This is a genomic window from Rickettsiella endosymbiont of Aleochara curtula (assembly GCF_964030935.1).
Taxonomy (GTDB): domain Bacteria; phylum Pseudomonadota; class Gammaproteobacteria; order Diplorickettsiales; family Diplorickettsiaceae; genus Aquirickettsiella.
The window spans coordinates 1,066,516-1,087,445 of the sequence record NZ_OZ034990.1 but is presented as its reverse complement, the minus strand read 5'-3'; the positions used below and the strand labels follow the sequence as shown (position 1 = coordinate 1,087,445).

Here is a 20,930-nt window from a genome sequence, read left to right as displayed (position 1 = left end):
GCTAAGTGAATCTTACAGTATTTTGTAAAGCTTAATACTATATAGAACAACGTAGGTAATTTCTAGTAAAGTTACCGATCTCAATATCCACCGAATTCCCAGTTAATTTAAGCCTTTATTTCAAACTTAGCCGCTAATGGGGTTGGTTAGAAGAAAAGGGCTAATTTTAGTTTTTTCCATATTTGATGTGAATTTCATTGTCCCCCCGTCAGCTATCAGAATATTTAGGGATGAATAGGGCTCAAATCGTATTGGGGAAAAAGCAAAATTCATTCTTTATTGGCATTGCATAAAGGGGTTGTGCTTATTATACTGTCCGACAATTTATAAGTCGGGGGTGGCTTAAAATGACTTTTGTTAGGCTTGCCCAGTTACCTGGTAGGGTAATTCAAAAAATGTGCCTGGCGAGTCTCATGGCATTTGCTGTTCTAGGGATAGTCGTTTTTTTACTGAGTATACGTCCGGACGAGCAGCTTGTTAGATCCCTTGCGCTGGGTATTGTCTTATGGCTACTGCCTAACTGTTATTTTGTGATTAAAATAATGTGTCGTTTAGGGCAGGTATCGGGAAAAGACTTGCTCAGTATTTTTTATCGAGCAGAATTAATGAAACTATTTTTCAGTGGAATTTTTTTCATAATGGTGGTTAAGTTATTATCAATAGATATTCCCATCTTGCTGCTAGCTTATTTAGCTTCTCAGCTAGTATTTTGGTTGTTGCTAATAATTAAAAGCAGGGAAGGCTTATTATGAGTGAACAAACCTCAGCAAATTATGTTCAGCATCATCTTGAACATCTTAGCTTTAACCTGAAAACTTTAAGTTTCTCAGGTGAAGGAAGTTTTTGGAATTTAAATCTCGATACCTTTTTTCTTTCCGCTGTATTGGGCATAGGATTTTTAATTTTATTTCGCTGGGTGGCTGCAACACTAAGTAGTGGCGTCCCTGGTAAAATACAAAATTTTGTTGAAATTCTCGTTGAGTTTGTAGATAAAACTGTAAAAGAGTCTTTTCACGGTGTTAGTCAATTAATTGCGCCTTTAGCCCTGACAATTTTTGTTTGGGTGTTCTTAATGAATTTTATGGATTTGCTGCCGGTGGATTTGTTGCCGACAGTGCTATCATTGTTTGGGGTCAGTCATTTCCGATCCGTGCCGACTGCTGATCCAAATACAACATTTGGCATGTCAATTGCAGTCTTTATTTTAATCATTTACTATAACTTGAAAATTAAAGGTGTGAAGGGACTCAGTAAAGAAATGCTGGTTGCCCCATTTGGTCCTTATCTCTTTCCCATCAATATTATTTTTCGGTTACTAGAAGAATTCGTACGACCTATTTCTTTATCGCTACGGTTATTCGGAAATTTATTTGCTGGAGAATTAATTTTTATTTTAGTGGCATTATTACCATGGTGGTTACAGTGGACTTTTGGCGGGGTTTGGGCGGTGTTTCATATTTTAATTATTGCGATTCAAGCATTTATCTTTATGATGCTAACCATAGTTTATTTAAGTATGGCCCATGAGACACATGGCCAAGAACAAACACATTAATTATTTATTAATAAAAGAGAGGATATGAAAATGTTAGAAGTTGCGCAAGTAGTTGCTAATGTACAAGGTTTAACGGCCATTGCAGCGGCTTTATTAGTAGGCTTGGCCGCATTAGGCACTGCGATTGGTTTTGGTATTTTAGGTGGAAAATTTTTGGAAGGAGTTGCCCGCCAGCCTGAGTTAACACCTATGCTGATGTTGCGAATGTTTTTAATGGCTGGATTAGTTGACGCATTTGCCGCTATTTCTATCGTAATGGGGCTTTATTTAATTTTTGCTAAAAATCCTTTTTTAAGCGAAGTTTTAAAGCTAGTTTCTAAACCAGTAATGGGTTAAATGATATGCTCACAGCAATTGGATTTTTTGGTGGCCCGTGTAGTGAAGCAGCCGGAGTGTATTCAAGATACATGAGGATTGCGAGTCGAGCGGCAACGCAGACAAAAATTCAAGTGCGAAGAGTATAATAAACTTGAGATATTGTTGTGGAAATTAATATCACCTTATTAGGCCAGTTAATTACATTTTCTGTTTTCGTATGGTTTACCATGAAATTTGTATGGCCGCCCATACTAAAAGTAATGAAAGAACGAGAACAACGTATTGCTGATGGTTTGGCTGCTGCTGAGCGAGGTCAACAAGCTTTAGAATTGGCTCAATTAAAAGCAGATGAGTTTTTACAAGAGGCAAAGCAACAGGCGGCTGAGATTATTGAGCAGGCTAATAAACGCGCTAATCAAATGTCTGAAGAGTCTAAGCAGCAAATAAGAATAGAAAACGAACGTTTATTAGCTATAGCCCGAGTTGATATTCAGCAAGAATGGCAGACTGCGCAGCAGAAACTGAGAGCAGAAGTGGCTGATTTAGTTATTACAACCACTGAGAAAATTTTGGCACAATCACTGGATAGCGTAGCTCAACATGCCCTCGTTAAACAATCTTTGGAAGAAATTTGATGGCTCATATTACGTCCATTGCTAGACCTTATGCACGAGCAGCATTTGCTTGTGCGTCGGATAAAAATGATGTGGATGCCTGGTCTGCTTTATTAAAGCAGACTGCAAAAATTATTAACGAGAAATCGATGCAAAATTTATTAAAAAATCCATGTATCGATAAAATGGTGGCGTATGAATGTTTGTTAGAATTTTGTAAAGCGGTGATGTTTCCTTTTGGAAAAAATTTTCTGAAATTAATGGCGGTTAATCAACGTTTATTAATGCTTCCAGAGGTTGAACGTTTATTTGAGCGCTATAAGGCCGCTCAAACCAAGGAAATTAAAGCTTACGCTATTTCTGCTGTGCCTTTAACTAAAATGGAAGAGCAATCTTTAGTAAAAGTGTTATCGGATCGTTTCCAGGGTCATATAAAATTAGACCATCATACTAATAAGGATCTATTAGGTGGGTTGGTCGTTCGCGTCGGGGATTTAGTCATCGATGATTCTGTACGTGGCAAATTAGAACGTTTACGTGCGACATTAGTGAATTAAGAGGCAGTATAGTCAAATGCAACAATTAACCACATCTGAAATTAATGAATTAATCAAAGAGCGTATCCAGAAATTTGATGTTTCTGCAGAAACGCGTACAGAGGGGAGCATCGTCAGTCTTCGTGATGGGATTGTGCGCATCTATGGTTTAAATGATGTGATGTTGGGAGAAATGATAGAATTCTCGCCCCAATGCTATGGCTTAGCTTTAAACCTCGAGCGCGATTCGGTAGGCGCGGTTGTTTTAGGTGACTACGAAGGACTAAGTGAAGGCCAAACGGTTAAATGTACCGGGCGTATCCTTGAGGTACCAGTAGGTGAAGCCTTGTTAGGTCGGGTTGTTAATGCTTTAGGACATCCTATCGATGGACGTGGCGCTATTGAGACTGAAAAAAATGCGCCTATTGAACAAGTTGCCCCAGGCGTTATTTGGCGCCAAAGCGTTTCACAGCCTTTGCAAACTGGCATACTCGCTATCGACAGTATGGTACCTATAGGGCGTGGTCAGCGTGAATTAATAATTGGAGATAGGCAAACGGGGAAAACGGCGCTGGCAATCGATGCGATCATTAACCAAAAAGATACTGGCGTAAAGTGTATTTATGTCGCTATAGGTCAAAAAGCGTCATCTATTGCAGCTGTAGTACGAAAATTAGAAGAAAAAGATGCTTTAAAGCATACCATTATCGTATCAGCAAGTGCTGCTGATTCTGCGGCATTACAGTTTATTGCACCTTATGCGGGATGTGCAATGGGCGAATACTTTCGCGATCAAGGCGAAGATGCGCTTATTATTTACGATGATTTGACGAAACAAGCTTGGGCATATCGGCAAATATCTTTGTTGTTGCGACGTCCTCCAGGACGAGAAGCTTATCCTGGCGATATATTTTATCTACACTCGCGATTACTTGAACGTGCTGCAAGGGTTAATGAGGAGTTTGTTGAAAAAGCAACCAATGGGCGTGTTAAAGGGAAGACCGGTTCGTTAACGGCATTACCTATTATCGAAACTCAAGCTGGGGATGTATCTGCTTTTGTTCCGACCAACGTCATCTCAATTACAGATGGGCAAATCTTTTTAGAAACGGATTTATTTAATGCAGGCATACGCCCAGCAATTAATGCGGGTTTATCTGTTTCACGTGTGGGCTCAGCAGCGCAAACAAAGATTATAAAGAAATTGGGTGGTGGTGTTCGATTAAGCTTGGCTCAATATCGCGAGTTGGCTGCCTTTTCCCAATTTATGTCAGATTTAGATGAGGCGACACGTAAGCAACTTGAGAGAGGTCAGCGTGTCACTGAAATTTTAAAGCAAAAACAATATGCTCCTTTAAGTGTTGCAGAAATGGCCGTGCTATTATTTGCTACAGATAAAGGTTATTTAGATGATATCGAATTGACTAAGATCGTTGAATTTGCTGAGGGATTATTAACTTATATGCATTCAGAACAGGCAACTTGTTTGGAAAAAATTAACCAAAAAGGCGATTATAACGAAGCGATAGCAAGTGAGTTAGATACAGCAATTACTACCTTTAAAATGACACAAACTTGGTGAGCTGATGAGTTTTGCGCAAGAGATACGCGGTAAAATTGCGAGTATTAAAGGCACGCAGAAAATAACGCGGGCTATGGAAATGGTCGCCGCTAGTAAAATGCGAAAAGCTCAAGAACGTATGACGCTTTCCCGACCTTATGCGCACAAGATGTTAGATCTAATTTATCATGTCGCAAGTAGTCATGCGGAATATCAACACCCTTATTTACAAGTAAGGGATATAAAACGAGCTGGTTTTCTTGTCATTACTACTGATAAAGGGCTGTGCGGTGGACTGAATACCAATTTACTAAAATTGGTTTTGCAGGAATTTCGAGTATGTCAATCTAAAGGGATAGATGTAGATTTAGCAATTATAGGCGGAAAAGGCGAGGCTTTTTTTAAGCGCGTTGGTGGTCATGTAGTCGCACATGCCAATCACTTGGGAGATGCGCCGCAATTACAAGATTTAATTGGGGTTATTAAAGTTTTATTAGATGCTTACAAGCAAGGTGAATTGGATAGCGTCACTATTTTCTATAACGAATTTATTAATACAATGACACAAAAAGCACAGACTTTATCGTTATTACCAGTTTTACCTTCTGAAAAATCAGAGCTTAACTATCGCTGGGACTATCTCTATGAACCTGATGCTAAACCTTTGTTAGAATTGGTTCTTACACGTTATATAGAATCACAAGTCTATCAAAGTGTTGTAGAAAATACTGCTTGTGAACAAGCGGCAAGGATGGTAGCGATGAAAAGTGCGACGGATAATGCCGGCGAATTAATAAGCGACTTACAATTAGCATACAATAAAGCCCGCCAGGCAGCGATTACCAAAGAATTAGCAGAAATAGTTGCCGGTGCTGAAGCCGTTTAGATTTAACCCTATATGAAATAAATAATGAAGAGTAACGTTATGAAGCTAACAAACCCCATCGGACATATAGTCGAAATTATCGGCGCTGTTATCGACGTTGAATTTCCAAGAGTAGCGGTTCCCAAAGTTTATGATGCCTTAACGGTTCATGACCATGATTTAGTGCTTGAGGTCCAGCAACAGTTAGGTGATGGTATTGTGCGGACCATTGCAATGGGTACTAGTGATGGTTTGCAGCGAGGAACAAAAGTAACCAACACCCAGGCGCCTATTAGTGTACCTGTTGGGAAGCAGACTTTAGGTAGAATCATGGATGTATTAGGCAGACCCATTGATGAGGCAGGTCCTATTAATGAGAAAATCCGTTTACCTATTCATCGCAAACCACCTAGTTTTGCAGAACAAGCGGCTAATGAGCAATTATTAGAAACTGGAATTAAAGTTATTGATTTATTATGTCCTTTTGCCAAAGGTGGGAAAGTAGGCTTATTTGGCGGTGCGGGGGTCGGTAAAACCGTTAACATGATGGAGCTAATACGTAATATCGCTATTGAGCATAGTGGGTACTCAGTATTTGCAGGTGTTGGTGAACGAACACGAGAAGGTAATGATTTTTATCATGAGATGAAAGAATCTAATGTTTTAGATAAAGTATCATTAGTCTATGGACAAATGAACGAACCGCCCGGTAACCGTTTGCGCGTTGCTTTAACCGGTTTGACCGTAGCAGAACATTTTCGAGATGAAGGTCGAGACGTATTGTTATTTATCGATAATATCTATCGTTATACATTGGCCGGCGTCGAAGTATCTGCATTATTAGGCCGTATGCCTTCTGCTGTGGGTTATCAGCCTACGCTGGCGGCAGAGATGGGTGCTTTACAAGAACGTATTACCTCAACTAAAACAGGCTCTATTACTTCTATCCAAGCTGTTTATGTTCCAGCGGATGATCTTACCGATCCATCGCCGGCAACTACTTTTGCGCATCTAGATGCAACGGTTGTATTATCGCGTCAAATTGCTGAGCTCGGTATTTATCCGGCTATTGATCCTTTAGATTCTAACAGCCGTCAACTTGATCCGTTGATTGTTGGTCAAGAACATTATGATGTAGCACGAGCGGTACAAAAAACTTTACAACGCTATAAAGAACTGAAAGATATTATTGCAATTTTAGGTATGGATGAATTATCAGAACAAGATAAATTGACTGTCATGCGGGCCAGAAAAATACAGCGGTTTTTATCCCAGCCTTTCTTTGTCGCTGAAATATTTACGGGGTCTCCTGGTAAGTATGTCAGCCTTAAAGAAACAATTCGTGGTTTTAAAGCTATTCTGAACGGTGAGTTTGATGATTTTCCTGAACAAGCATTTTACATGGTCGGAAGTATAGATGAAGTGGCTGTGAAAGCAAAAGCCTTGTAGGGCTAGAGAGATATCATGATTAAAACCATGCAGATTGAGGTTGTTAGTGCAGAAGTTTCGATTTTTTCGGGAGAAGCGACGCATGTAGCTGTTACGGGCCTATTAGGTGAGCTCGGTATTTATCCTGGACATACACAATTATTGACGGCATTAAAGCCGGGGCCAGTGCGCATTGTAAAACCAAATGGGGAAGATGAAATTCTTTACATTTCTGGTGGTATTTTAGAAGTTCAACCACAGCTCGTTAGTATATTAGCCGATACTGCTATAAGAGCTACTGATTTAGATGAATTGGCCGCATTAGCAGCTAAGGAACATGCAGAAAGGATACTAAGTGATAAACATGCTGATTTCGACTACGCAAAGGCAACAGCTGAATTAGCACAAGCAGTTGCTCAATTACAAGTCATATCTAAATTAAAGAAAAAACTTACCGGTAGAATTTAATTTTCTTAAAAATTTTCAGGGATGCATAGATAAGAGAGAAATCTTCTTTTGATAACTGAGATTACCATTCAACATGATTGCTAATAATCTATCCAAGTGATGATTCTGAGAGGCTAGTTTTGAAATATGAAATTACTTGATGTCATCATTTTAGCTGCAGGTCATGGAAAGCGTATGCATTCCACTTTACCTAAAGTATTGCATAAGTTGGCTGGCAAGCCTTTGTTACAATATATAGTTGAAACCGTTAAAGACTTGCAACCTCATGCTGTTCATGTGGTTTATGGAAATGGTGGTGGTCAAGTTCCCAAATGCTTAGGTCATTTAGCCGTTAATTGGGTAAAGCAAACGGAATTATTAGGTACGGGGCATGCAGTTGCCCAAGCTATTCCTGAAATTAAAGAAGATGAGAATTGTGTACTTATTTTATTAGGCGACACACCCTTAGTCAGCTTAGCTACGCTGCAAAAATTAATTCATGCTACTAAAACTCATCAAATTGGTTTAGTGACATTAACTACTCCACAGCCTTTTGGTTTAGGACGGATTTTACGGGATCAACAAGGAAAGATCATTCAAATTGTTGAAGAAAAAGATGCGAGCGTTGAGCAGAAAAAAATTCAGGAAGTGAATAGCGGTATTTTTTTCGTACCAGTAAAACTATTAAAGCGTTGGTTGCCTAAAATAAAAAAAATGAATGCTCAAGGGGAATATTACTTAACGGATATCATTACCATGGCTGTGGATGAGAAGATAGAAATAGTAACGGTATCTTCAGATATTGATGGCGAAATGCAAGGAGTAAATGATCGTGTGCAACTAGCCAAGCTTGAACGTTATTTTCAGCAGCAGGCGGCTGAAAAACTTATGTTAGCGGGAGTTACATTACGCGATCCAAACCGGTTTGATTTGCGCGGACAATTAACCGTTGAAAAAGACGTGATTATCGACGTAAATGTTATTTTGGAAGGAGAAAATTCGATAGGTGCTAATAGCTCTGTAGGCTCACACACCATCTTAAAAGATGTCAAAATCGGGAAAAATGTTCAAATTAGACCTTATTGTTTAATTGAAGGTGCAGTTATTGGAGATAATTGTATTATCGGTCCTTTTGCACGTATTCGTCCTGGATCGGTTCTCAAAAATAAAGTTCATATTGGAAATTTTGTTGAAGTTAAAAATAGCCAAATAGAACAAGAAACAAAAATAAATCATTTAAGTTACATAGGCGATGCAAATATAGGTAAAAATGTTAATATTGGCGCCGGGACCATTACGTGCAATTACGATGGAGTTGTTAAACATACAACACAAATAGAAGACGATGTGTTTGTTGGTTCTAATACAGCCCTAGTAGCCCCTATATGTATACAAAAAGGTGCAACCATCGGTGCTGGATCTACTTTAAATAAAGACGTTCCTGGTGGAAAGTTAACTTTAAACAGAGCTGAAACAAGAACAATTTCAAATTGGAAGCGTCCTCGAAAAAGAGAAACTTAGTTTTAATTTTATCAGTCAAATATAAATTCTAATCTTTCTATTGAAATTTTTTCAGACTAGTAATCAGATTTTATTCGACCGAATAATATCCCACCAATTTTCTTTTAGGTAATTGATAAGAACTGATTCATCTGCTTCCACAAAGTTTTTCTTGATATTAACTAATAATGTTTCAGTAACCTGTTTGTCAAGATTGCCGAGTAAAATCCCACCGACATGAGGTGCAGAACATAAAATGAGTTGCTTGTATTGATGATTATCAAGCCCTTTTTTTAAAAAGTCAGCCAAGCTTTTTGTGAAATGATCGAGTTCTACCTCATGGGGGCTGCTTGCAGCTTCATAAGCTCCTTTTGCAGAATGCATCGTTTGATAATGTCCTGGTCTATCAGAGACCAAATCACTTTCTTTTAATTTGGCACTAGGATTTTCTAGGCTTTCTAATAAGATCAGTTTGTGATTTTTGGGCTCATAAGAATAAATATGACCTAAACTGCTATTTAAACTAATTACCCAAATCATTTAACCCCCTTAAGTATATTTTTAAAGTATAGCAGGTTCGGTTCTAGACCCAAGCACCGTAGGAGAATTGCTTATGGAAATAAAATGGGCTTTTGCCATCCACCTAATAGCGTTTCTAATTTTTGTCCTATCATGAGCGCTATATTGTCATGCCATGGTTTAGCAACGATTTGTATTCCTATAGGTAGACCTTCCTCAGAAGAACCACAGCGCACCGTTAAAACTGGCCAACCCGTTAAGTTATAAATATTAAGATAACTAAAGTCATGACCTTCGATAAATGAATGGCCTAATAATTTGGCAGGTGTTGCTGCTACAGGACATATAATAGCATCATACGGAATAAAAAATTTTTCAAGGGAGATGCGTAATTCATCGATGCGACGTAAGCGCTGGTGTAGTTCAGTAATAGAAAATTCGCACTGGCGTGCAATCGCTAAAAATTCTTTAACCAGATAGGAAGGTTTATTAATACCCAAATGATGTAGTAAATTTTTTAATCCTAAACCCTTATCGCCACCCAAAATAAATGTCTCAGTAATAAGGATATAAAGCTCTTTTAAGCGAGGAGGACATTGATGTTCAATTTGCTGCACCTCATCTTGTAAAATATGCGTTACTTGATTAATAGTGTGCAAAGTTGCTTTATCGGGCGTAACAATGCCATTGTCTGAATAAAAAGCAATTCGTAAATCTTTGCATCGGATCAGAGGTTTGTTGATTGAAATGGGGATAGCATCTGGATCGGCATTATCTGGACCTGATAATAAAGGTAAGGATAATTCGATGTCATCTACAAATCGCGCCATTGGGCCATACGTAAAGAATGGGCGTAATAAGCCTCTACCATCTGATGGAACATTACCTGAATTGGGAATTAAACCGCGCGTGGGTTTCAAACCCACAATTCCTGTATTATGAGCGGGCTGACGAATACTGCCTGCTCCATCTGTACCTAAACCAAGTACTGAACCCCCGGCAGCGATAATAGCGGCTTCTCCACCACTACTTCCACCAGGAGTGCGATTTAAATCATAAGGATTTAAAGTTTTGCCATAACGGTCATTATCTGTTTCATAGGCAATATTGAATTCAGGTACATTGCTTATACCTAAAATAATTCCACCCGCTGCTTTTAATCTAGCGACGGCAGTTGCATCTTCTTTACAAAGAAAATTATATCCATTACTTCCTTTGCTAATAATAAAATCTTGGACTTTACAACAGTCTTTGATAGTAATAGGTAAACCATGTAAGGGTCCAAGATTTTGGCTCTTTGCTAATTTTTCATCGGCTGTGCGTGCTTTTTTTAATGCAATTTCTGGTTCCGCTACTTGAACTAGGGCATTAAGTTTAGGATTAATCTGTTGAATGCGGTCTAAATATGTTTGGATAACTTCAACACAGGAAATTTTTTTTTCTTTAATTAGCGCAGCTAATTTTCTTGCGGATAAAAAGTAAAGATCTGAGTTCATGGGATTACTATAAATTATCTGTTTATCATTCGTAAAAAAGAATATATTAACTACAAATAATATATTTTATCAATGATTAAACAGGTGCGTGCAAGCTAGCAAAAACGCCTATTGAAATCTAATAAAGGAGAGTTGTTTAAATTTTTATTTTATAACACCACAAGCTATGCGCATACCGCCTCCGCCCAACTTAGCAGGAATATCAGAATAATTATCGCTACCGGCATGAATCATTAGAGAATGATTTCTAAGTTCATTTAAGCGTAGTCGAGGGGCTAAAATAGGCAAAGTGGCGTTACCATTATTATCTACTTCTAGAACAGGTAAATCACCTAAATGACCTTTTCCATATGGGCCTAAATGTTGCTTAGATTGAGAAGGATCAAAGTGATCGCCTGCAGCCATGCCATTATCCAGGCACGAGGGGTTTTGATGGATATGAAAACCATGTAAACCGGGTGGAAGATTATGTAAATTGGGCGTTAATAAAACACCATAAGCTTTCTCTGAGGCAACTATTGTGCCTATAGACTGCCCAATTCCTTGTGAGGAAGTAAGATACATAGGTATGGAAATATCAGCAAGAGCTATATTGCATATCAGCAAACAGATACTAGCAACCGACCACTTAAGCAAGTTAGACATTAAATTATCTCTCAATTCCGTCGCGCTAAGTATAGCATAGCTTAATAAAAATAGTATTTGACTTTAAGCATTATTACTCTAACCAATTTTGCTCGCTATTTGTTTTTAAACATTGAACATTTTATAAAATATTTTATTCAATTTTTATTTCCAAATTGTTAAAAGCTAACATAAATTAATTTTATAAATATTAAAAAAAAACTATATTTAAAATTTAGATGATAAAGTTATTTTTCTTACCATACTAAATTTTTTTGGTGCGATGTAAAAAGTTGTTTGCATTAATCGATGAGAAAAAAAACTATATAGTAGATGTTCGGCTACATTTGGCCATACAGATATTTTGATAATGATAATAGTCATAGTGTTACTTATCCGGTATTATAGTTTTTATATTTACATAATTATTATTATGTTAAATTAAATTTAAAGGTATTGGATTTAAGTAATAACAATTTAAGTTACTATGCGTATTACTCTAAAACAACTCGAAGTTTTTGTCGCAATTGCTAAGACAGGAAATGTAAGTCACGCCGCAAAGAAAATGTATCTTTCTCAGTCAGCATGCAGTATGGCTCTTGCTACGTTAGAAGAACAATTAGAAGGTTCCATATTTGATAGGCATGGTAAACAATTATTTTTGAATGAACGCGGTAGAGTTTTGTTGCCGAAGGCTAGCAGTGTCATGTCGCAAATTTCAGAACTTAAAGATATGATGATGGAAAATAAAAAGGATAATTTGTCAGGTCAGTTGATCATAGGAGCAAGTAAAACCATAGGTAACTATCTGTTACCAAAACTTATTTCCGAACTAACATACACACATAAAAATATTCAGATCAGTCTAAAAATAGCTAATACAAAAGCTATATTATCTAGATTACTCACGTTTAATATTGATGTAGCTTTAATTGAGGCTAATTGTTTTTCTGATAAAGTACATGCCTATCCTTGGAAAAAAGATGAGTTAGTAATAATTGCTGCTCCCAAGTATCCTTTAAGTAAAAAAAGGAAATTGACGTTATCAGATATTGCTAATGCGCGTTGGTTACTACGAAAACAAAGTTCTAGTATACGTGAAAAACTGGAAGAGAAAATTGGCGGAAAGATTCGTCCCTTTTTAGAATTAGATGATACCGATGCGCTAAAACAGGCAACTCAAGCAGGATTAGGGATAAGCTGTCTTTCACGATTTGTAGTTGAAGATTCTTTGAAAAATAATACCTTAGTAGAACTAAAAACTCCATTTTTAACACTGAGCAGAGAGTTCTATATTTTGATACATAAGGAGAAATATCAATCTACGGTAATATCCGAGTTTTTAAAAAAAGCCAACTGTAGTGTTACTTAATCATCTAAGAGTACTGTAAACAGCTTTGGTTAATTTTCCTTTTTAGCATTTACCGCTCGTACTTTAAGTGCGAATTTTTTTCCACTATTTGAAAAGTGGCATAATCCCTATCACGTGACTGGCCCAAGCTAAGTTTGGGCCAGTCATAATAAGAGGGGAATCGCGTTTCTACTCTTGCAAATCTTCATCACGATATATAGGCGTATCGAGATGAAAAACTCGCATCTTGATGTGCAGTGGGTATAATCTAGGATTAGATTATGTTGATTAGATATAAATAGTTCTATGCAATCTATACACTCACAGCAATTGGATTTTTGTCAAGGCGCCGCGAGAATGAAGCAACCTTCGTTAATTGGTATACATGAGAATTGCGAGTTGAGCGGCAACACAGACAAAAGTTCAAGTGCGAAGAGTATATTAATTTTAGGCGCGACTTCTTCTATAGCAAGGGCTTGTAGCGAAATTTTCGCTTCGAGACAATACAATCTTTTTCTTGCAAGTCGGGACATCTCTGAGTTAGAACGCATAGCAGTTGATCTTAGAATTAGATACAACGTCGATGTTGATTACGCTTTTTTTGACATTACACAACTTGATTCACATACGAGTTTTTTTGAAACGCTTATCGATAAAATGGGTTCTATTGATGGGGTCCTAATGGCTGTAGGCTTGATTGATAAACTAGACTATCAAAAAGTGATTGCTGCTAATTTTACCGGCCCTATTTCCTTTTTTGAACACTATGTTAAATATTTAACTACGCAAAAAAAAGGCTTCATTATTGGATTAAGTTCTGTTGCCGGAGATAGAGGGCGGAAGCCTAATTATGTTTATGGAGCTAGCAAAGCCGCACTAACCACTTATTTACAGGGTTTACGTAATTATTTGTATCCTTCTAAGGTACAAATATTAACTGTTAAATTAGGGTTGATCGATACCAAAATGGTTTTTGGAGGAAAATACCCACTTTGCTTAGCTGCTAATCCAAAAAATACAGCGATAAAAATTATACGAGCGCTAGATAGAGGAAGGGAGAGTGTGTACATTCCTGGAATTTGGCGGGTTATAATGCTAATTATCCGCCTCATACCAGAAAAAATTTTTAAAAGCTTAAGTATATAACAGTAAAAAATTAGCAAACCGCGTCATTGCGCGCGAGGTATCTAAGTTTTTATTAGCTGATCAAATTGTTTGGAAACGTTTTGATAATCTTGCATTTGATCAAAATTTAAATATCGATATAAGTTTTCACTCATAGTGTCGATAAATTTCATTTTTTCACCGTATTCATCTAAGTTAGGGATATAGCCAAGAATTGCTGTTATCGCAGATAGCTCAGCAGAAGCTAAAAAAACATTAGCACCTTTTCCCATACGGTTGGGAAAGTTTCGAGTTGAGGTGGAAACCACTGTAGCGCCATCGCGTACACGAGCCTGATTACCCATACACAATGAACATCCAGGCATTTCTGTCCGCGCGCCCACGATGCCATAGGTTGAGTAATAGCCCTCTTGCATTAATTGGTGGGCATCCATCTTGGTTGGAGGTGCTATCCATAACACAGTAGGTAATCGCTGGTTAAAGTTTTTTAATAAACTTCCAGCTGCACGATAATGGCCAATATTAGTCATGCAGGAACCTATGAATACTTCATCAACTTTAGTTTTTGCTACAGCGGATAAAGGTTTAATATCGTCTGGATCGTTGGGACAGGCTAATAGAGGTTCTTTAATTTGATTAAGATCGATTTCAATGATTTCAGCATATTCTGCATCATCATCGGGCTCTAATAAAGTAGGCATTGCTAACCAAGCTTCCATTGCTTCAATCCGACGTTGTAAACTTCGAATATCTTGATAACCATTGCTGATCATCCATTTTAAAAGAGAAATATTAGAATTTAAATATTCGATGATAGGTTCTTTATTTAATCGGACAGTACAACCATTTGCAGAACGTTCTGCAGATGCATCAGCAAATTCAAAAGCTTGTTCAATTTTAAGATTGGGTAAGCCTTCAATTTCCAACACGCGGCCTGAAAAGATATTTTTTTTATTTTTGCTATCCAGCGTGAGTAAGCCGCGTTGTAAGGCTATGTAGGGGATAGCATTGACTAAATCCCGTAATGTGATGGTAGGTTGTATTTCGCCCGTAAATCTAACTAATACTGATTCTGGCATGGTTAAAGGCATTACACCCATAGCGGCTGCAAAAGCAACGACACCCGAGCCACCAGGGAAACTAATACCGATAGGAAAACGCGTATGGGAATCGCCCCCGGTACCTACCGTATCGGGTAGTAGCATTCGATTAAGCCAAGAATGGATAATTCCATCGCCGGGCCTTAATACAACTCCACCACGCGAAGAGAAAAAATCTGGCAGGCTATGTTGCGTTTCTATGTCGACAGGTTTTGGATAAGCCGCTGTGTGGCAAAAACTTTGCATGACTAGGTCTGCCGAAAATCCAAGACAGGCAAGCTCTTTCAGCTCATCTCTGGTCATAGGTCCAGTTGTATCTTGTGAACCTACTGTTGTCATTTTAGGTTCGCAGTATGTCCCAGGACTAATACCCGGCACTCCACAGGCTTTACCCACCATTTTTTGAGCTAAGGTAAAGCCTTTTCCATTTTGGGGAATAATTTCGGGTCGATTAAATTTTTGAGAAAAAGGATAAGACAATGTAGCTCGTACGTTATCGGTCAATGATCGACCAATAATTAAAGGAATTCTTCCACCTGCACGTACGGCATCCATGAGTGTGAGGTTCGGTGTGAAATGGGCAATTTCTTGATTTTGCTCATTTTCAATTCGTCCTTCGTAAGGATAGATCTGAATAATATCTCCCATCTTAATTTGACTTACGTCCACTTCGATAGGGAATGCACCAGAGTCTTCAGCTGTTGTGCGGAAAATGGGGGCAATTTTTCCACCTAAAATAACTCCACCCCGGTTCTTGTTAGGAACAAAAGGAATTTCATGACCTATATGCCATAATAATGAGTTAATAGCAGATTTTCGTGATGAGCCAGTACCCACTACATCTCCAACGAACGCGATGGAATGACCCTTAGTCTTTAGTTGCTTGATAACTTGTAATGCATCCGGCATACGATTACCAAACATGACTAAGCTGTGTAAAGGAATATCAGGACGACTCCAGGCTTCAGTCGCGGGGGAAAGATCATCGGTATTGATTTCCCCAGAAACTTTAAAAACACACAAAGTAAGCTTATTCGGCACTTTTGGCTTAGTAAGGAACCATTCCGCATTTGCCCAAGCTTCTACAACTTGGTGGGCATACGGATTGCCTTTTTTAACTTTAGCTATAACATCATGATATGCATCAAACATTAATAAGGTATGTGAAAGCTGTTTTGCAGCCAATTTAGCTGTATCATTTCGCCGATCGAGTAATTCAATCAGAATAGGAACATTATAGCCACCTAACATACTACCCAATAGCTCTATGGCGAGCGTTGGAGTTATAAAAGGAGAATTAACCTCGCCTTTTGCTAAGGCAGCAAGAAAAGCGGCTTTGACATAGGCGGCAGGATCGACTCCAGGAGGAACATGCTCAGCTAATAATTTGACTAGAAAAGTTGCTTCATGTGAAAAGGCGGGGTTTTTAATTAATTCAATACACGCGGTAACCTGTGTTGCATCAAGCGGAAGAGGCGGAATATCTTGATCAACACGTTGCTGAACGTGTTCTCGATAAGTAGCTAAAAAACTGGATGGTGATGCAGACACAGTGACCCCACTTATTGTTTAATAATATGATTATTATACTCTTTTAAATTATCATAGTTAAGTAAATAACCATTTAAACTCACTCCTGGAAATATGAAAAATAGCATTTTTAGCCGACTGCTGCAGCTTAGACGAAAAATAAGAAATGCAGAATGTCGATATGGGCGAAGTCCCGGTTCTGTGCAGTTAATTGCTATTAGCAAGGGCCAGAATATCGAGGCTATAAAGGCAGGATTTGCCGCTGGGCAGTTCGCTTTCGGTGAAAGCTATGTTCAGGAAGCTGCGGAAAAAATTCTATGTCTTCAGGATTTAAAGATAGAATGGCATTTTATAGGTCGAATTCAAGCAAATAAAACAAAATTTATCGCTAATAATTTTTCTTGGATACACAGTCTGGCGGACTTAAGAATGGCTGAAAAATTGAATGAGTATCGAAAAGAGGCAAATTTGACGCCGATTAATGTGTGTATTCAAGTTAATTTGCAGAAAGAGCTAAGCAAAGCAGGAGTATATTTGGAACATCTTGTTTGTTTAGTAAAATCAATTGATAAGCTCTCTCATCTCAATTTACATGGCTTAATGGCAATTCCAAAACCTGAAAAAGAATTTTCTTCTCAGCGTAAAAGTTTTAAGACTTTACGTTTAATCTTAATAAAATTACAAGCAGCCGACTTTAAACTCGATACTTTATCGATGGGTATGTCAAATGATTTTGAAGCGGCTATTGCTGAAGGTGCAACGTCTATTCGATTAGGTACTGCAATTTTCGGAAAAAGAAAATTATAACTATTTGCATTTGAATAAGTGTCTGTCCCGCAATCTTCTTCGCGGTACTTGCCAAAATCCAATTGCTGTGAGTATATTTTATAAAAAATAACTTTTAATATATTCTTCTAAGCGAGACAAGTTGATACGTTTTTGTTGCATAGTATCTCGATCACGGACGGTAACTGTATCATGATTTTCAGTATTTTCACTTTTAGCTGTGGTATCAAAGTCAACCGTAACACAAAGGGGCGTGCCAATTTCATCATGACGTCGATAACTTTTCCCAATATTTCCGGTGTCTTCATAAGCAATTCGGCCTATTCCTAAAGCCTGTATTGCATTCTTTAGAGTTTTTGCTTTTTCTACCAACAAACTATCGTTGCGTTTCAAAGGGATAATAGCTATCTTAACTGGCGCTAAATGGGGTTTTATTTTCAAAACTACACGCTTTTTATCGTCTTTTAATGTTTCTTCTTCATAGGCATCTGTAAGTACGGCGAGCACACCTCTGTCTAAACCGGCAGAGGGTTCTATCACATAAGGAACAAAATGCGTGCCAGGAGGGTCTTGAACGCTTAGTTTAGCAACACTCTCTTTATTAACAGTTACCTTGGCATTAATATTTAATTCTTTTTGACCTTGCGTGTGCGAACCCAAATCGTAATCCGTACGATTAGAAATACCTTCTAGTTCTTCGAAGCCATGGGGAAATTTATAGAGTATATCAACGGTTGCTTTTGCATAATGGGCCAATTCCGAGGTGCTTTGGGTTAACAATTTTAATCTTTCGGTATTTAAGCCTTGATTTTTCCACCATGCTAAACGAAATTCAACCCAATATTGATGCCATTTTTCGTCTTCGCCAGGCTTAACAAAAAATTCGATTTCAAGTTGTTCAAATTCTCTGACTCTAAAAATAAAATTACGCGGTGTTATTTCGTTCCTAAAAGCTTTACCAATTTGTGCTATACCAAAAGGAAGTTTGGGAGACATCGTGTCCATAACATTTTTAAAATTAGTAAATATTCCTTGAGCAGTCTCGGGGCGTAAATAGGCAAAAGCATCAGGGTCTTCTACAGGACCCATGTTGGTTTTAAACATCATATTGAAAGCTCTTGGTTCCGTAAGGTTGGTTGAACCACATGCTTCACATTTACCGTCTGTAAGATGATCCAAACGCCAACGTTTTTTACATTGTTTGCAATCGACAAGTAAATCTGCAAACGTACTTTCATGGCCGGAATAATAAAAAATTTTTCTATGTGTCAAAATGGCAGAATCTAATCCATAGATATCATCACGTTCATAAACATTAGATTTCCACCAGGCAGCTTTCAAGTTATTTTTTAACTCTACACCTAAAGGGCCATAATCATAGATTCCTTGTAGACCGCCATAAATCTCGGCACTTGGGAAGATGAATCCTCTGCGTTTGCATAAAGATACGATTTCTTCTAGGTTTTTTGCCGCCATATTACATTTTCCAAAGGTTGGGTTCAGAATAGATCTCTTTCAAAACTGCGTTATAGACTTGATTTCATTGTTAAACGATTTGTTGAAGCCCCCATTAACTTTTGTAAACTCCGGTCCTCGCAAATCGTTTGCCTCGAACTCAAACATATAACTTGGTTTTTAAAGAGGTCTAATAAATTTTCATACCAAGAATTATACAACAGGTTTTCGTAAAGACTGTTACAAAATCCATAGGGTAAATAACACGAATTAAACCAAGAGCATATAAGCTGAATCTTTTAAACATCTCGCCCCGAGCGTTTACGTTCATGTTCTTTCAAAAACTTTTTACGTAAACGCAAATAGTGCGGAGTAACTTCTAGTAATTCGTCATCGGCTATAAATTCTAATGCCTGTTCTAATGAGAATGTTATTGGAGGTGTCAAAATGATGTTTTCATCGGAACCTGATGCTCGGACATTCGTAAGTTGTTTGCCTTTTACTACGTTAACAACTAAGTCATTGTCGCGTGAATGAATACCTACGATCATTCCTTCATATACATCGGTTTGAGGGCCAATTAATAATTTTCCGCGTTCTTGTAAATTAAATAAGGAAAATCCGGTCGCTTTACCAACTTGATTGGAGATCATGACACCGTTTGCCCGATTAGCAATAGTCCCCTTTTTCACTGGACCATAATGATCAAACACATGGTGCATCAATCCCAATCCAGAAGTAGCTGTTAGAAACTCTGTACGAAAACCAATCAGTGCGCGAGTGGGTATTTTATAATCTAATCGAACACGTCCTTTTCCATCCGATACCATATCTATCAGATCGCCGCGGCGGCTACCTAATTTTTCCATGATGTTACCTTGATGTTGTTCTTCCAGATCCACGGTTAAATTTTCGTAAGGTTCTTTCAGCTCACCATCAATTTCCTTTAAAATAACTTCAGGACGAGACACACCCAATTCGTATCCTTCGCGACGCATGGTTTCAATTAAAATTGATAGATGTAATTCGCCTCTCCCCGAGACGCGGAATCGGTTAGGGTCTTCGGTGTCTTCAACCTTAAGTGCTACGTTATGCAGTAGTTCTCTGTCAAGGCGCTCTCTAATTTGTCTACTAGTCACAAATTTTCCATCTTTGCCTGCGAAAGGTGAGTTATTGACCTGGAAGGTCATGCTCATTGTTGGTTCATCCACTATCAAAGCGGGTAAAGCTTCAACTAAGTTAGGATCACACAAAGTGTCAGAGATATTCAACTTATCAATACCGGTTACGGCTATGATATCTCCTGCTTCGGCTAGCTCGATTTCGATGCGTTCCAAGCCTCTATAACCTAAAATTTGTAATATACGAGCGGGTCGAGTTTTTCCTTCTCTGTCAATTAAAACAACGGACATATTAGCTTTAGCACAGCCTCGCTGAATACGACCGATACCAATAGTGCCCACATAACTGGAATAGTCCAAGGTGGTAATTTGCATTTGAAAAGGGCCTTGGGGATCGACTGCCGGAGGAGCGACTTTATTAATGATGGTCTCAAATAAAGGTGTCAAATCCGAGCTTGATTTTTTAAGGTCTAATGTTGCATAGCCTTGTAAAGCTGAAGCATAGATAATAGGAAAATCTAATTGTTCTTCGGTTGCGCCTAAGCGATCAAATAAATCAAAAACCTGATTAATGACCCAATCTGGCCTGGCACTGGGCCTGTCAATTTTATTTACTACAACAATTGGTTTAAGACCTTTAGCAAAGGCTTTTTGGGTGACAAATCGTGTTTGCGGCATTGGACCATCTACTGCATCTACGAGCAATAAAACAGAGTCAACCATAGACAAAATTCGCTCAACTTCCCCCCCAAAGTCAGCATGACCCGGCGTGTCGACAATATTAATTCGATAACCATGCCATTCTATGGAAGTATTTTTTGCCAGGATAGTAATACCACGTTCACGTTCTAAGTCATTACTATCCATAATACGCTCCACTGGCGCAGCTCGGCTGGAGAGAGTGCCGGACTGTTGTAATAGTTTATCCACGAGCGTGGTTTTTCCGTGGTCAACATGGGCAATTATGGCGATATTTCGTATATTTTTGATCATGATAGT

General features: G+C 38.2%; 19 protein-coding genes. 13 read left to right on the top strand and 6 right to left on the bottom strand.

Translation table 11 applies throughout. The features are described from left to right. The first annotated feature begins 347 nt into the window (after positions 1 to 347). The 10 genes from AAHF87_RS04740 (at position 348) to glmU (ending at position 8,845) form a co-directional block, all read left to right on the top strand. Positions 348 to 752 carry an ATP synthase subunit I gene (locus AAHF87_RS04740; protein WP_342147375.1) on the top strand — a complete coding sequence of 135 codons (405 nt, stop codon included), beginning with the start codon at positions 348 to 350 and terminating at the stop codon, positions 750 to 752. Then, on the top strand, positions 749 to 1,555 hold the full coding sequence (atpB, locus tag AAHF87_RS04735; protein WP_342147373.1) for a F0F1 ATP synthase subunit A: 807 nt from the start codon (positions 749 to 751) through the stop codon (positions 1,553 to 1,555). The genes AAHF87_RS04740 and atpB overlap by 4 nt, the downstream gene beginning before the upstream one ends. A 30-nt stretch (positions 1,556 to 1,585) precedes the next feature. Then, positions 1,586 to 1,891, top strand: a complete 306-nt coding sequence (gene atpE, locus AAHF87_RS04730) for a F0F1 ATP synthase subunit C (protein WP_342147371.1) — start codon at positions 1,586 to 1,588, stop codon at positions 1,889 to 1,891. Positions 1,892 to 2,037: 146 nt separating this feature from the next. Further along, on the top strand, positions 2,038 to 2,508 hold the full coding sequence (locus AAHF87_RS04725; RefSeq protein WP_342147370.1) for a F0F1 ATP synthase subunit B: 471 nt from the start codon (positions 2,038 to 2,040) through the stop codon (positions 2,506 to 2,508). Further along, positions 2,508 to 3,044 (top strand): F0F1 ATP synthase subunit delta, encoded by a 537-nt coding sequence (locus tag AAHF87_RS04720; protein ID WP_342147368.1) that lies wholly within the window; start codon positions 2,508 to 2,510, stop codon positions 3,042 to 3,044. The genes AAHF87_RS04725 and AAHF87_RS04720 overlap by 1 nt, the downstream gene beginning before the upstream one ends. A gap of 16 nt (positions 3,045 to 3,060) precedes the next feature. Then, positions 3,061 to 4,605 carry a F0F1 ATP synthase subunit alpha gene (gene atpA, locus AAHF87_RS04715; protein WP_342147367.1) on the top strand — a complete coding sequence of 515 codons (1,545 nt, stop codon included), beginning with the start codon at positions 3,061 to 3,063 and terminating at the stop codon, positions 4,603 to 4,605. Positions 4,606 to 4,609: 4 nt separating this feature from the next. Next, positions 4,610 to 5,470, top strand: coding sequence for a F0F1 ATP synthase subunit gamma (gene atpG, locus AAHF87_RS04710; protein WP_342147366.1), 861 nt, complete (start codon positions 4,610 to 4,612; stop codon positions 5,468 to 5,470). A gap of 24 nt (positions 5,471 to 5,494) precedes the next feature. Then, positions 5,495 to 6,898, top strand: coding sequence for a F0F1 ATP synthase subunit beta (gene atpD / locus AAHF87_RS04705; protein WP_425287995.1), 1,404 nt, complete (start codon positions 5,495 to 5,497; stop codon positions 6,896 to 6,898). A gap of 15 nt (positions 6,899 to 6,913) precedes the next feature. Next, positions 6,914 to 7,345, top strand: a complete 432-nt coding sequence (locus AAHF87_RS04700) for a F0F1 ATP synthase subunit epsilon (RefSeq protein WP_342147363.1) — start codon at positions 6,914 to 6,916, stop codon at positions 7,343 to 7,345. Positions 7,346 to 7,471: 126 nt separating this feature from the next. Further along, positions 7,472 to 8,845, top strand: coding sequence for a bifunctional UDP-N-acetylglucosamine diphosphorylase/glucosamine-1-phosphate N-acetyltransferase GlmU (gene glmU / locus AAHF87_RS04695; RefSeq protein WP_342147362.1), 1,374 nt, complete (start codon positions 7,472 to 7,474; stop codon positions 8,843 to 8,845). A gap of 63 nt (positions 8,846 to 8,908) precedes the next feature. On the opposite strand, the gene AAHF87_RS04690 is transcribed toward glmU, so the two are convergent. The 3 genes from AAHF87_RS04690 to sodC form a co-directional block, all read right to left on the bottom strand. Next, the gene (locus tag AAHF87_RS04690) at positions 8,909 to 9,364 is read right to left on the bottom strand and encodes a host attachment protein (RefSeq protein WP_342147361.1); all 456 of its coding nucleotides are present in this window, start codon (positions 9,362 to 9,364) and stop codon (positions 8,909 to 8,911) included. 71 nt (positions 9,365 to 9,435) lie between these two features. After that, a complete protein-coding gene (locus AAHF87_RS04685; RefSeq protein WP_342147360.1) occupies positions 9,436 to 10,839 on the bottom strand; it encodes an amidase in 1,404 nt (467 codons plus the stop codon). 144 nt (positions 10,840 to 10,983) lie between these two features. Then, on the bottom strand, positions 10,984 to 11,484 hold the full coding sequence (gene sodC / locus AAHF87_RS04680; RefSeq protein ID WP_342147359.1) for a superoxide dismutase [Cu-Zn] SodC: 501 nt from the start codon (positions 11,482 to 11,484) through the stop codon (positions 10,984 to 10,986). A 466-nt stretch (positions 11,485 to 11,950) separates the two neighbouring features. Between sodC and AAHF87_RS04675 the strand changes: the two genes are divergently transcribed. Beyond that, positions 11,951 to 12,835 (top strand): LysR substrate-binding domain-containing protein, encoded by an 885-nt coding sequence (locus AAHF87_RS04675; protein WP_342147358.1) that lies wholly within the window; start codon positions 11,951 to 11,953, stop codon positions 12,833 to 12,835. Between the two features lie 336 nt (positions 12,836 to 13,171). Further along, complete coding sequence (locus AAHF87_RS04670) at positions 13,172 to 13,960, top strand: SDR family NAD(P)-dependent oxidoreductase (protein WP_342147357.1); 789 nt, start codon at positions 13,172 to 13,174, stop codon at positions 13,958 to 13,960. Between the two features lie 41 nt (positions 13,961 to 14,001). Here the strand turns inward: AAHF87_RS04670 and acnB are convergent, their stop codons facing one another. Beyond that, positions 14,002 to 16,590, bottom strand: a complete 2,589-nt coding sequence (acnB, locus tag AAHF87_RS04665; RefSeq protein WP_342147356.1) for a bifunctional aconitate hydratase 2/2-methylisocitrate dehydratase — start codon at positions 16,588 to 16,590, stop codon at positions 14,002 to 14,004. Between the two features lie 93 nt (positions 16,591 to 16,683). On the opposite strand from acnB, the gene AAHF87_RS04660 reads away from it, so the two are divergent. Then, entirely contained in the window at positions 16,684 to 17,376 is a 693-nt protein-coding gene (locus tag AAHF87_RS04660; RefSeq protein ID WP_342147355.1) for a YggS family pyridoxal phosphate-dependent enzyme, read from the top strand. 78 nt (positions 17,377 to 17,454) lie between these two features. Here the strand turns inward: AAHF87_RS04660 and AAHF87_RS04655 are convergent, their stop codons facing one another. Then, positions 17,455 to 18,831: a glycine--tRNA ligase gene (locus AAHF87_RS04655; RefSeq protein WP_342147354.1), complete on the bottom strand. Its 1,377-nt coding sequence runs from the start codon at positions 18,829 to 18,831 to the stop codon at positions 17,455 to 17,457. Positions 18,832 to 19,109: 278 nt separating this feature from the next. Next, positions 19,110 to 20,924, bottom strand: coding sequence for a translational GTPase TypA (gene typA, locus AAHF87_RS04650; protein WP_342147353.1), 1,815 nt, complete (start codon positions 20,922 to 20,924; stop codon positions 19,110 to 19,112). Positions 20,925 to 20,930: the final 6 nt, after the last annotated feature.